Source organism: Nocardia sp. FBN12, assembly GCF_054031145.1.
This window is the reverse complement of the sequence record NZ_CM132926.1, coordinates 6,380,538-6,393,341: the sequence shown is the minus strand read 5'-3', so window position 1 is coordinate 6,393,341 and position 12,804 is coordinate 6,380,538. Positions and strand designations below refer to the sequence as shown.

Here is a 12,804-nt window from a genome sequence, read left to right as displayed (position 1 = left end):
GATCTACTCGCTGTCGTTCATTCCTGGTGCCGGGAAGGCGATGAACCGGGTCAGCACGCGGCGCGCACCCGGCCTGTCCTCGGCGTGGGTGGCTTGGAATCGTTTGAGGAGCGTGAGGTAGTCCTCGCAGAAGGCCTCGAGCTCCTCCCGTGTCGCGTAGATCGCCCCCCGGGAGAACGGCATCACATCGCCCCATTCGCCGAGCTGATCGCGTTCGTCCCGAAACCGCTGGAACATGTCGATATCGTCGGTGATGTGCTGCGCAACAAGCCCTTCCAGCAGCTCCCGCATCTCCGGCGACTGACCCTTGTCCAGCCGATAGCGCAGATCCTTCGGCGGCGAACGCCACCACCGCTCCTTACCCTTGGCCAGCTCGGGCGCCTCCTCGATGAACCCGTGCTCGGCGAGCTGACGCAGGTGATAACTGGTCGCCCCCGTGTTCTCCCCCAGCCTGGCGCCCAACGCCGTCGCCGTCGCAGGCCCGTTCTCGGCGAGCACCCGCAGGATGCGCTGACGCAGGGGATGCGCCAGCGCCCGCAGCGCCGCGGGATCAGTGATCTCTCTGGGCGGTACCTCGTCTGCCATAGTTGCACGCTACCTTTTGCACAGACATCTGTGCAAAGAACTTTATGCAACATGGTGACGTGACATCATCGACGGCACCCCATCGACCTCGCCCACGAACACGCAACGGTCTGGAATCTCCTCTACGGCCGCTGACGCCGCCAACGCACTGCGAGCACCAAGAAGATCCAAACGGATCGTTAGGCCGCAGCGGCCGCCCGGTCGAATGAATTCACAAGTAAGACAACTAGTCGACTGATGACAGTCGGTGCCAGGACAAGTTCGTAGATACAGCCAGGGCGCCTACCAGAAACATGCCATGACGCTGTCGACGGACACTCGATCAGTCGCGTTCTTGTTCTGCGAGAGCGGTCATTCCGGCTCCGACCTTCTCTGCCAGTTCATCGAGTTCGGCCTTTGCCATGACGAGGTACTCGAGCTTGCCGACTGCGGCGAGTTGCTGTTCGCGAAAGGGCGTCCCCGGCGGGAGCGGCGCTAGATGCCAGTGAACATGCGCGACGCCCTGCATGCTGCCAAAGCTGAATACATACAAGCGTTCGGTGGGCGTGATCTCGGCGAGGACCCGACCGAGGCGATGGACGCGCAGTTGCAATGCGAGGTAGTCGTCCTCGGTGAAGTCCGACACTACGTTCGTCGCGTGGCGTCGAGGTGCAAGCAGACAGTAAGCGTAGAGGCGAGGCCAGGGCGGAAAGAATACGACGCAATGTTCGTCACGATAGACGACGGTTTCGCGCTCACGAGTCGAGTGCTCGTCGGCCAGTTCACAGATGAAGCACCGACCGGCGGCGTTGTCCGCCTGGAGTTGGTCCATGTAGGCGTTGGCATCGATCGTCCCGGTCTGCCTGCCGAATGAGGTGTTGGCACTGCGTTTTCCAGAGTCCTGTGCCGATGCGCTCTGTGGCTCCACAGCTACCGCCCCCATCCGATACGATCGCGCGCCGAATGGCCTCGTCGGAGCTTCGATCGACAACATTCCCCACTATGCGGCCATCCTATGCACGCTCGCGTCTTCCCGCTGACCGGCATCGGTCCTGCGCTGGGTGGGAAGCTGTCACATCGTCAGCACGCTGAACGAACAGAGGCCCTCCCCGGCGAACCGGGAAGGACCTCTGAGCTGGAGCCGCCTGGGGGAATCGAACCCCCGACCTTTTCATTACGAGTGAAGCGCTCTACCGACTGAGCTAAGGCGGCGTACCTTTCGGCGGTGCGAGTCTATCGCCTCCGGGTCAGAACGCGAAAACAGCAGGTCATCGCGGGGCGCTCGGAGCAGGCTGTTGTCTCAATGCCTGCCCGGTCAGCGGTCAGCAGGCGGATTGGAACGGGTAGCACGGTTGCGCTGGGGGCGGCGCGGGCGGCGGTGGGGGCGGCGCGGGTGGCGATGACACCGCAGCGGGTGCGGTGGCGGACGGCTGCGGCTGCATCACGGTGGTGCCGGTCGGCGTATCGGCATGGTCGGCGGACGCCACATTGGCGATGGTCAGCACTATCAGCAGGAGTAATACCCCGCCCACCAGTGCAGCGAAGACCCACATGATCGGCATGTGTGACGCGCTGCGATAGCCCGCGACGTGCAGCGACCGGTAGCGCCCCGGCCTGGCCTTGCGTCTGCTCACCAGCTCGGCCCGCCTACGTAGTCCCCACCCGGGAAGCGTTCCCCGCGACCGATCCCCCGCACCGCCCCATTTCCCATGCCAAAAGTATGACCTGAAGGTCCGACAGAATCGGCAGCCGTCTGTCAAATGAGTTGGAGCAGCATAGTTTTGGTAGTGCGGCGAGCCGCCCGCAACGGGTGGTCAGGTGGTGCGGGCGGTGATGAGGGTGGCGACCATGGCGGCGATGGCGAAGCGGGGTTTGACGTTGAGGTCGAGGGCTTCGCGGCAGGCCAGGACGGCGTCGATGCTGCGGAGGAGGCCTTCGGGGCGGACGCTGGTGGCGAGGTCGGTGATCTCGCCGGCCATGTCGGGGTGGGTGAGGGTGATGGGGGCGCCCCGGCCCGCGAAGCGCATGGCAAGGGCGTCTCGGTACATGCCCGCGATGTCGATGAGGGCGCGGTCGAGTGCGTCGCGGCCGGTGCGGGTGGCGCGGGATTTCTGGCGGCGTTCGAGGTCTTTGAGGACACCTGCCGAACCGCGGGTGGCGGAGGCGGCTCCCTTGCCGGTGCCACCCGCGCCGAGGGCGGTGGCGAGCTCATCGCGTTCGCGGTCGTCGCGGTCGGCACTCATCAGTTTGGCTTCGTCGTCGGCGGACTTCACCAGTTCGTCGGCGGCTGCGTAGGCGGCGCCGGGGCGTTCGGTCGCGGTGACCAGGGCGAGGGCACGCCGGCGTCGTTGGCGGGCGTCTTCGTCGGTGGCGAGGCGGCGGGCCCGGCCGACGTGGCCGCCACTCACCGAAGCCGCCCAGTCGGCGGTTTTCGCGTCGAGTTGGTCGCGGTCGCGCAGCACCTGGGCGATGGCGGGGACGGTCGGAGTCACCAGGTGGACGTGTCTGCAGCGGGAGCGCAGGGTGACGGAGATGTCCTCGGGGTCGACGGTGGGCGCGCACAGCAGGAAGACGGTGCGGTCCGGCGGCTCTTCGACCACTTTGAGCAAAGCATTGGCCGCGCCCTCGGTGAGGCGATCGGCGTCTTCGACGACCACGACCTGCCAGCGGCCGGTACTCGGGCGACGAGCCGCGATCTGCACGATCGCCCGCATCTCCTTGGTGCTGATGCTCAGACCTTCGGGGATGATGCGCCGCACGTCACCGTGGGTGCCCGCCATCGTGGTGGTGCAGGCGTGGCACGTACCGCAGCCGACCGTATCGGGATCGGTGCATTGCAGCGCCGCGGCGAAACACAGCGCGGCTACCGATCGCCCGGAACCGGGCGGCCCCGTGAACAACCACGAATGCGTCATCGCCCCGGTGACCACACCCGCCCGCGCCGCCTTCGCGGCAGCGGCCAGTTCGGTCTCGACCACGTCCTGGCCGACCAGTCGGTCGAAGACACCTGCCACGCGCTACACCCTAGCCGCGTGGTCCGACAGGGTCGCCGGACGCCAGCCCGTCGCGGCCACTCCGATCAGTCCTCCGCTGAGCCGGCGGCCTTCTTGGCCGGAGCCTTCTTGGCAGCCGTCTTCTTCGCGGTCGACTTCTTGGCCGCGGTCTTCGTGGCCGTCTTGGTCGCGGTCGACTTCGCCGCGGCCTTCTTGGCAAGCGCCTTCTTGGCCGCCTTCTTCGCGGTCGTCTTCTTGGCAGCCTTCTTCACCGGCCCACGCGCCCGGCGATCAGCCAGCAGTTCGGAAGCGCGCTCGTCGGTGATCGACTCGACCTCGTCGCCCTTGCGCAGGCTCGCGTTGGTCTCGCCATCAGTGACGTAGGGACCGAAACGACCGTCCTTGATCACCATCGGCTTGTCGGTGGCGGAGTCGTTGCCCAGCTCACGCAGCGGTGCCGCGGCCGAGGCCTGACGCCCGCGCCGCTTCGGCTCGGCGTAGAGCTTCAGCGCCTCCTCGAGGGTGACCGAGAACAGCTGATCCTCGGTCGCCAGCGAACGAGAGTCGGTGCCCTTCTTCAGGTATGGGCCGTAGCGACCGTTCTGCGCCGTGATCTCCTCACCCGAGGTGGGATCGTTGCCGACCACGCGGGGCAGCGAGAGCAGCATCAACGCATCGTCGAGGGTGATCTCGGCCAAGTCCATCGACTTGAACAGCGAACCGGTGCGCGGCTTGACCTCCGCGGCCTTCTTCGTCTTCTTCGCGGGCGCCGCGTCCGGGTCGGGCGCGGGCGGTTCCGGCAGCACCTCGGTGACGTACGGGCCGAAACGTCCTTCCTTGGCGACGATTTCGTGCCCCGATACCGGGTCGACGCCGAGCGAACGGCCTTCCTGCGGCGTCGAGAACAGCTTCTCGGCGACCTCGGGTGTCAGCTCGTCGGGGGGCAGATCGTCGGGCAGGTTGGCCCGCTGCGAGATCCGATCCCCTTCGGGGTCATCGGGATTGATGACCATCCGCTCGAGATACGGGCCGAAGCGGCCGACGCGGACCACGACATCGCGGCCCTCTTCGTCGACGAACATCTTGATCGAGTTCACTTCGCGCGCGTCGATATCGTCGAGCTGCACGGAGACCATCTTCTTGAGGCCACCCGAACGCGCGACCGAACCCTCGGCACCGGCCTCGCCACCGAAGTAGAAGCTGGACAACCAGTTTCCGCGCTGCTCGCGGCCACCGGCGATCGCGTCGAGGTCGTCCTCCATCGCGGCGGTGAAGTCGAAGTCGACGAGCCGGCCGAAGTAGGCCTCGAGCAGACCGACCACCGCGAACGCCACCCAGGCCGGGGCCAGCGCGCTGCCGCGCTTGTAGACGTACCCGCGATCGAGGATCGTCTTGATGATCGAGGAGTAGGTCGACGGTCGGCCGATGCCGAGGTCTTCCAGCGTCTTGATCAGCGAGGCTTCGGTGTAGCGGGCGGGCGGGTTGGTGCTGTGGCCGTCAGGGTTCAGCTCGACGGCGGTGACGCTCTGGCCCTCTTCCAGTGCGGGCAAACGGGATTCGGCGTCGTCGGACTGGCCGCCCGCCTCTTCGTCCACGCTCTCGACGTAGGCCTTGAGGAACCCGGCGAAGGTGATGGTGCGGCCCGAGGCCGAGAACACGCACTCCTCGCCGGTGCGCGCGGTGCCGGTGATGCGCAGGGTCAGCGTGGTTCCGCGCGCGTCGACCATCTGCGAGGCGACCGTGCGCTGCCAGATCATCTCGTAGAGCTTGAACTCGTCGTTGTCGACCTTCGAGGCCAGCTGACCTGGCGTCATGAAGGTGTCACCCGAGGGACGGATCGCCTCGTGTGCCTCCTGCGCGTTCTTCACCTTGCGGGTGTACTGGCGCGGCGAAGGCGAGACGTACTCCGCGCCGTAGAGCTGGGTCGCCTGCGAGCGAGCCGCCGCGATCGCCGACTCCGACAGCGTCGTCGAGTCGGTACGCATGTAGGTGATGTAGCCGTTTTCGTACAGCCGCTGCGCGACCCGCATCGTGCGCTCGGAGGTGAACCGCAGCTTGCGGCCCGCTTCCTGCTGCAACGTGGAGGTCATGAACGGCGGATACGGCTTGCGCGTGTACGGCTTGGCCTCGGCCGAGCTGACCTCGAGCGCGGCACCGTCGAGCGCCTCGGCCAGCCTGCGGGCGTAGGCCTCGTCGAGGACGACGACACCGGTGGTCGACTTGAGCTGACCGTCGGAACCGAAGTCGCGACCGGAGGCGACGCGGTCGCCCTGCACCTGGACCAGGCGTGCGCCGAACGTGCGCGGGTTGGTCGAATCGGACTTCTCGTCGGGCCCGGCGTCGAGCTTGGCGGCGATATCCCAGTACCCGGCGGAGCGGAACGCGATGCGCTCGCGCTCGCGCTGCACGATCACGCGGGTGGCGACGGACTGCACGCGACCGGCGGACAGCCGCGGCATGACCTTCTTCCACAGCACCGGAGACACTTCGTAGCCGTAGAGGCGGTCCAGGATGCGGCGGGTTTCCTGCGCGTCGACCAAATCGTTGTCGAGTTCGCGCGTGTCGGCGGCGGCCGCGAGGATGGCGGGCTCGGTGATCTCGTGGAAGACCATCCGGCGAACCGGGACCTTCGGCTTGAGCGTTTCGAGCAGGTGCCAGGCGATGGCCTCGCCCTCACGGTCGGGGTCGGTGGCGAGGTAGAGCTCGTCGGCGTCGGCCAGCAAGCTCTTGAGCTCGGCGACCTTGGCCTTCTTATCCGGGTTCACCACGTAGATCGGCTCGAAGTCGTGATCGACGTCGACACCGAGGCGCGCCCACGGCTGCCCCTTGTATTTGGCGGGCACGTCGGCGGCGCCGCGCGGCAAGTCGCGGATGTGGCCCACCGAGGCCTCGACCGTGTAGTTGCGCCCCAGGTAGGGCGCGATCTTGCGGGCCTTGGTCGGTGACTCGACGATCACGAGACGACGCAGGGGTCGGCCCTGGTCGGCTGAACTGCGGTCTCGTGTTGCCACCGGCGAACACCTTCCTTCTAGATCCGCGCGTCGGGAGGTCCGCTCGGTGCGCGGCTGGGGCAGATGACGACGTTCGGACATCGCCACCAGTGACGTTTATACCCTGCGCACGTGGGGTAGAGGCATTTGCGGCGTTTCACGTCGCGGGCGCTGTCCTGGGCGATGCTACCCGGAAATGGCTCGTCCCCCTCCTCCGCATGCGGAGGAGGGGGACGAGACGTTGTTGTGTTTCGCAGCTCAGGAGAGCGCGCGAACGCCGGTGGCCTGCGGGCCCTTGGTGCCCTGGCCGACCTCGAACTCGACCTTCTGGTTTTCCTCGAGGGTACGGAAGCCCGTGCCCTGGATCTCCGAGTAGTGGACGAAGACGTCAGCGGAGCCGTCCTCGGGCGCGATGAAGCCGAACCCCTTCTCCGCGTTGAACCACTTCACAGTTCCCTGTGCCATTCTGTTTCCTTCTCTTTCTACCGGAAACGGCGGACAACTGGGTTCGTCCACCGGGCCCGTTCCGACCGCTGTACTGTTGGTCCCCCTGCAAGGAAATCCTGAGCACGGCGTTCGCAACAACGATCCTGCTGATGGTTTGGACCTTGGATCCGTCCCTCGAACACAGAAGCTTGCGACCGAGACCCAGTGAACCATGTCTCTGCGCAATTCGACAGTCGAGTTACCGACTATTTGCAAAATTCATGATCTTGCGAATGTGCAGGTAAGGGACAGATTGGGTGTATCCGTACTTTCGGTCTGTTTGCTTCTGGATAACCGAGTGAGCTTCCAGCAAACTTGCTGTGACCCAGATCGCTACTGGGTTACGAAATCCCAGGTAGTGGTTGTCGCACACACACGTTTCACACTTCGCGTGTCGCATGAGAGGAGGACTGGATGAATCCGGCAGACCGGACCGAGCTCCGAGAGCGCAATTCGAGCGAGAGCTACGGGCGATCGTTGCTGAATCGTGTCCTGATCGAGGCGGCCGCAGGCGGCAACCCACTGACCCATGTCGCGGAGCTGCCCGCACAGCGCGCCGACACCACCGCGTGGCCGGATTGGGTGCCATCAGCGCTGGTCACAGCCCTGGACGCACAGGGGATCGAGCTGCCGTGGGCACACCAGACCCGCACGGCCGAGCTGGCGGCGGGCGGAAACCACGTCGTCGTGAGCACGGGAACGGCGTCCGGGAAGTCGCTCGGCTACCAACTGCCGGTGCTCACCGCCCTGCACGACGACCCGCGCGCGACCGCGCTGTACCTCTCCCCCACCAAGGCGCTCGGCGCCGATCAGCTCCGCGCGGTCGGCAGCCTGATCCACCACAATCCCCTGCGTGAGGCCCATCCGGCGAGTTATGACGGCGACACTCCTGCCGAGATCAGGCAGTGGGTGCGGGCCAACGCACGCTGGATCTTCACCAACCCCGACATGCTGCACGTCGGGATTCTGCGCTCGCATCAACGCTGGGCGCGGGTGCTGCGCCACCTGCGGTACGTGGTGGTCGACGAATGCCACGCATATAGAGGAGTGTTCGGTTCGCATGTCGCACTGGTGCTGCGCAGGCTGCGGCGGCTCGCCCAGTTCTACGGCGCCGACCCGGTGTTCGTCCTGTGCTCGGCCACCAGTGCCGATCCGGCCGCGTCGGCCGGCAGGCTGATCGGGGCGCCGGTTGTCGCGGTCACCGACGACGGGTCGCCGCGGGGCGCCAGGACCGTCGCGCTGTGGGAACCGCCGCTCAGCGCGGCGGTGACCGGAGAGAACGGGGCACCGGTACGGCGGACCGCGACCAGCGAAGCGGCCAAGATCATGGCCGCGCTGGTGGCCGAGGGCGCGCGAACTCTCACCTTTGTTCGTTCGCGGCGCGGTGCCGAACTGATCGCGCTCGATGCCCGGCGCGTTCTTGCCGAAACCGCTCCTGAACTGCAGGAACGTGTTGCGGCTTATCGAGCGGGCTATCTGGCTGAGGACCGGCGTGAGCTCGAGCAGTCGCTGTCGCAGGGGACATTGCTCGGCGCGGCCAGTACCAACGCGCTCGAACTCGGCGTCGATATCGCGGGCCTGGACGCGGTGGTCATCGCCGGTTTTCCCGGGACGGTCGCGTCGTTCTGGCAGCAGGCAGGGCGGGCAGGCAGGAGGTTGCAGGGTTCGCTGGTGGTGCTCGTGGCTACCGACGATCCGCTGGACACCTACCTGGTGCATCACCCGGAAGCGCTGCTGGATCGGCCGATCGAGGCCACCATCACCGACCCTTACAACCCTTATATCCTCGGCCCCCAGCTGCTGTGCGCCGCGATGGAGCTGCCGCTCACCGAGGAGGAGGTGAGCGAGTTCAGGGCCGACGAAGTACTGGCCGACCTGGCCGAACAGGGCTTGATCCGGCGCAGGCCGAGTAGCCGTGGAGTGGGCGCTCGCTGGCACATCACCGCCCATACCCACCCGCACGACGACGTCGACGTCCGCGGCGGGCTCGGCTCGCCGGTCGCGATCGTCGACGCCGAAACCGGGCGCCTGCTCGGCACCGCCGACGCGGGGCGTGCCCCGGCCACGCTGCACACGGGGGCGGTACACCTGCACCAGGGCGAGACCTATCTCGTCGACGAACTCGACCTCGATGGCGGTGTCGCGTTCGTCAACGAGGTGGATCCCGGCTTCACCACCAGCTCCCGGCAGATCACCTCGATCACCGTCGAGGGCGTGATCGAGGAGCACGTGTTCGGTGCGGTCATCGCGGCATCCGCGCAGGTCGCGGTCACCAACCAGGTTGTCGGCTACCTACGGACCCTGGTGACCGGTGAGGTGCTCGACCAGGTCGAGCTCGATCTGCCCGCACACACGCTGCACACCAAGGCTGTCCTCTATACCGTCGCGCCCCGGCTGCTCACCGCCGCGGACATTTCCGACGAACAACTCCCCGGCGCCTTGCACGCGGCCGAACATGCCGCGATCGGCATGTTGCCGCTGGTCGCGGGTTGCGACCGGTGGGACATCGGCGGTGTCTCCATCGCCGAACATCCCGATACGGGGGCGCCGACGGTGTTCGTCTACGACGGCCAGCCCGGCGGGGCCGGTTTCGCCGAGCGAGGATTCGCCCAGCTCACGGGCTGGTTGGCCGCGACGTTGAGCGTGATCCGCAGCTGTGGGTGCCAGGACGGGTGTCCCTCGTGCGTGCAGTCGCCCAAGTGCGGCAACGGCAACAATCCGCTGGACAAGAATGCCGCCGCCCGCCTGCTGACTGCCGTTCTCGGCGAACTGCGCGCCCATGGCGACCGGCGTGGGGATTCGTGATGTGGGTGCGCCCACCACGTGACCGGCGATACACCACCCGCCAAGAATGCTGGTCACTCGTCCGGATTAGCGTTGACCAGCAGATATATGCTGGCGGACGATTAAAAAGGAGTACTTTTCTGTTAACTGGCTCATAGCCAACCGGAACCGCCGGTACCGGCTCGTCATACTTTTCATATTTTTCCGGGCCGGATCAAAGAATGCGCATGAAATAACGCAAACGCGCTTGTGCTTAATTCTGAATTGGTTCGGTCCGGAACAACCACCGACCAGTGATAACACTTCCGGGTCACCCATTCTCTTCCACCGGACCGGCCCGCGCCGAAGCGCGCACCGTGCGCACGCCGAACACTCCCGCCGATACATTCGCCTCGACATCGACGACGACGTCCCATTGCGCGACCAAGCACCGGCGCACCCGAACCCCCATCCGCCGAGCAACTTCGCCGGCTTCCGCACACCCCGCCTCCGCACCCTCCACTAACACCACCGCCGCGCCCAAAGCCCCGAGATCCGCGGCACCCTGCGCCCGATGCCGAGCGACCACCACGGCACCCACCTGCGCGACCACCAAGGTGAAACAGATCAACGCCGCCAACACCACACATACGAACACCGTCGCCCCTCCCCCGTCCCCAGCCAGCGCACGCCGCGTCGACCCACGGCTCGTCTCGCGCCGTGCCCTCACGGGTTCACTCCTGGCTCGGTGACGGCGACGGCCTCGGCGCGCAGGCGCAGACCTGGGAGGAGTGGGGTGGTGGCGACGACGGTGGCTACTACTCGGCCTCCTTCGGCGCGAAGCTCGACGGCTGCGCCCGGCGGGGCGACGGACTTGCCCGCGGTGATCGCGCGTGCGGTGTCACCGCGGGCGGCAAGGCGGGCGGTTTCGCGGGCCGCGTCCACACAGCGAACCTGGGTGGACCCGGCGAGGAGGGCGCCGATGCAGAGAGCTACAGCGCAGACCAAGGCGGCCAGGGCGATGGCGGCCTCGACCGTCACCGCGCCCGTATCGCCGCCGAGAGTGCTTGTGCTGGCGCGGTTTACACGCTCGTGTTGAGCGCCTTGTCGATGATGCCGGTCAGCGCGGTGACGATGCTGTCCCCGGTCACCACCCCGTAGAGCACCGCTCCGAAGGCCGCCGCGGCAATCGTCCCGATCGCGTATTCCGCCGTGGACATGCCGTCGTCGTCGAGCAGCAGACGAGTGAGTCGAGTGCGGGCCCCCATGTATACGGTGTGGACGAACGTCATCGTGATCCCCTCTCTGATCGCACCGCGCGGCTGGTCCGCGCGGTGAAGTTCTGGTGGCCTCGCCGGGGCCGGTCACAGCAGCCCACCGCCGCCGAGCACGCGGTCCGCGAGGCCGATAACGACGGGGACGATGCCGAGACAGACGAAAGCCGGCAGGAAGCACAGGCCGAGCGGTCCGCCGATCAGCACGCCCGCGCGTTCGGCGCGTGCGACGGCGGCGTCCTCCACGGCTTCGCGACGGTGCGTGGCCAGTTCGCCGACCGCGGCTGCCAGCGAGGCGCCGGAGCGGGCGGAGCGGCGTGCCATCCTGGCCAGTGACTCCACATCATCGGCGCCCGCCGATCCGACCGCATCCGCCGCCGCGCGCTCCCATGCCGTCGCCGCGTCGGCGCCTAGCGCGAGAAGGTCCGCGGCCCTGAGCAATGCGGCCCGAAGGACCGGCGGCGCCGTCGGCGCACTCGCGCGCGCGGCCGCGGCCATCGGCAGTCCCGCTCGTAGACAAGCGGCCAGCAGATCGAAAGCGGACGCTGACCCGAGCGGGTCAATCTTCGTGGCCCCACCTGTCGCCCCGGCGGCCCCGGCCGGCGCCGGGCCGAGCGCACGAACTCGCCGGCTGACCGCAACCCGCCCAGGCAACACCGCAATCGCCACCGCCGCGATCAACAACACCGCTGGCGAGGCAGCTCCTACCATCTCCTGCACAGCACTCCCCTGCTCGAAGTTTTATCCACACGTGTCCACATCGGGTCGGCCCGCTGCGGGTAATGACCTCTCCCCCGCAGACATTCGCGCCAGCTCTGCTGCTCACGAACCAATCGGCTTCGCTGCTGGAGGAACCGTTCGGCACCGAGGCGATGCGGGTCAAGCGGTGCTCTTGCGGGTGATGACATCTGTCCACAGCAATCCACAGCAGGCGAGGGCCGCGCCTAGTGGGAGGAGAAGTTCACCGGCTGGGGATGCGAACAGAATTGTCAGCGGGGCGGCGCCCATCAGTTGGCCCAGGCCGATGCCTACCAGCGGGAGTCCTGCCAGAACGGTGGCGGAGGCTCGGGCGCCGGCCAGGGCGGCTTCGGTGCGGTCTCGGAAGCGGATGCGGCCGAGCAGGTCGATTCTGGCGGCGGCGAGCAGTTCTGCCAGGGCGAGGCCGTGTTCTTCAGCCACTCGCCAGGCCGCGGCGATCCTCGACAGTTCCTCGGCGACAATCGAATCCGGTTGCGACCAGCCGTCGGCGCCCGACCCGCCGAGGCGGCTGCGGCCCGCGCTGATCGCCAGCACACGTGCGGCTTCGCCACGCGACTCGCCTGCGGCGGATTCGGCCGCCGCGCTCGGATGGGCGCCGACGCGCAGCTCGCCGACGACGGCTTCGAGTCCTGCCAGAAGGTATCCACATTCGCGGCGGCGATCGCGGTCACCTCGTCCGCGCCGCTTCCGCACTGCCACAGTGGCTCCCAGCATGAGGGCCGCCAGCCCGACGCCGGGACCGAACGCGAACGCGGTGCACCCCAGACCGATTCCTGCACACCACTCCACAGGCAACCGTCTCGGCGCGCTGCGTCTGCCCGCGCCGAACAACCGAACGAATCGCCGCTGCCCGCCCGCTGCCGGAAGCACCAGCACCGCGACCGCACAACAGAGCAGAGCACTTCCCACGAACCCACCTTCTTCGAGACGAAACCTGCCACTCGGTCAACACTCATCAACAGGTGAGAACCGGCT

Annotated in this window: 12 protein-coding genes and 1 tRNA gene; 1 reads left to right on the top strand and 12 read right to left on the bottom strand. The window is 67.1% G+C overall.

Annotation, left to right across the window (positions count from 1 at the left end; translation table 11 throughout):
• Positions 1–3: 3 nt before the first annotated feature.
• From ACWZHB_RS30100 to ACWZHB_RS30070, 7 genes are all read right to left on the bottom strand, one after another.
• Positions 4–585: an ArsR/SmtB family transcription factor gene (locus ACWZHB_RS30100; protein WP_427905119.1), complete on the bottom strand. Its 582-nt coding sequence runs from the start codon at positions 583–585 to the stop codon at positions 4–6.
• 322 nt (positions 586–907) lie between these two features.
• Positions 908–1,558 (bottom strand): HIT family protein, encoded by a 651-nt coding sequence (locus ACWZHB_RS30095; RefSeq protein ID WP_427905118.1) that lies wholly within the window; start codon positions 1,556–1,558, stop codon positions 908–910.
• A 142-nt stretch (positions 1,559–1,700) separates the two neighbouring features.
• A tRNA-Thr gene (locus ACWZHB_RS30090) sits at positions 1,701–1,776 on the bottom strand.
• 110 nt (positions 1,777–1,886) lie between these two features.
• Entirely contained in the window at positions 1,887–2,198 is a 312-nt protein-coding gene (locus tag ACWZHB_RS30085; protein ID WP_427905117.1) for a hypothetical protein, read from the bottom strand.
• 180 nt (positions 2,199–2,378) lie between these two features.
• On the bottom strand, positions 2,379–3,578 hold the full coding sequence (locus ACWZHB_RS30080; RefSeq protein ID WP_427905116.1) for a DNA polymerase III subunit delta': 1,200 nt from the start codon (positions 3,576–3,578) through the stop codon (positions 2,379–2,381).
• Between the two features lie 65 nt (positions 3,579–3,643).
• Positions 3,644–6,568, bottom strand: a complete 2,925-nt coding sequence (gene topA, locus ACWZHB_RS30075; RefSeq protein ID WP_427905115.1) for a type I DNA topoisomerase — start codon at positions 6,566–6,568, stop codon at positions 3,644–3,646.
• A gap of 237 nt (positions 6,569–6,805) precedes the next feature.
• Positions 6,806–7,012: a cold-shock protein gene (locus tag ACWZHB_RS30070; protein ID WP_019044597.1), complete on the bottom strand. Its 207-nt coding sequence runs from the start codon at positions 7,010–7,012 to the stop codon at positions 6,806–6,808.
• A 435-nt stretch (positions 7,013–7,447) separates the two neighbouring features.
• Here ACWZHB_RS30070 and ACWZHB_RS30065 point away from each other — a divergent pair, with 435 nt between their 5' ends.
• A complete protein-coding gene (locus ACWZHB_RS30065; protein WP_427905114.1) occupies positions 7,448–9,838 on the top strand; it encodes a DEAD/DEAH box helicase in 2,391 nt (796 codons plus the stop codon).
• Between the two features lie 289 nt (positions 9,839–10,127).
• On the opposite strand, the gene ACWZHB_RS30060 is transcribed toward ACWZHB_RS30065, so the two are convergent.
• The 5 genes from ACWZHB_RS30060 to ACWZHB_RS30040 form a co-directional block, all read right to left on the bottom strand.
• Complete coding sequence (locus ACWZHB_RS30060; protein WP_427905113.1) at positions 10,128–10,526, bottom strand: Rv3654c family TadE-like protein; 399 nt, start codon at positions 10,524–10,526, stop codon at positions 10,128–10,130.
• Positions 10,523–10,837, bottom strand: a complete 315-nt coding sequence (locus ACWZHB_RS30055; RefSeq protein WP_427905112.1) for a TadE family type IV pilus minor pilin — start codon at positions 10,835–10,837, stop codon at positions 10,523–10,525. Before ACWZHB_RS30055 ends, ACWZHB_RS30060 begins: the two co-directional genes overlap by 4 nt.
• Positions 10,838–10,878: 41 nt before the next feature.
• Entirely contained in the window at positions 10,879–11,088 is a 210-nt protein-coding gene (locus ACWZHB_RS30050) for a DUF4244 domain-containing protein (protein ID WP_427905111.1), read from the bottom strand.
• A 72-nt stretch (positions 11,089–11,160) separates the two neighbouring features.
• Complete coding sequence (locus tag ACWZHB_RS30045) at positions 11,161–11,781, bottom strand: type II secretion system F family protein (protein WP_427905110.1); 621 nt, start codon at positions 11,779–11,781, stop codon at positions 11,161–11,163.
• Positions 11,782–11,949: 168 nt separating this feature from the next.
• The gene (locus ACWZHB_RS30040) at positions 11,950–12,528 is read right to left on the bottom strand and encodes a type II secretion system F family protein (protein ID WP_427905109.1); all 579 of its coding nucleotides are present in this window, start codon (positions 12,526–12,528) and stop codon (positions 11,950–11,952) included.
• Positions 12,529–12,804: the final 276 nt, after the last annotated feature.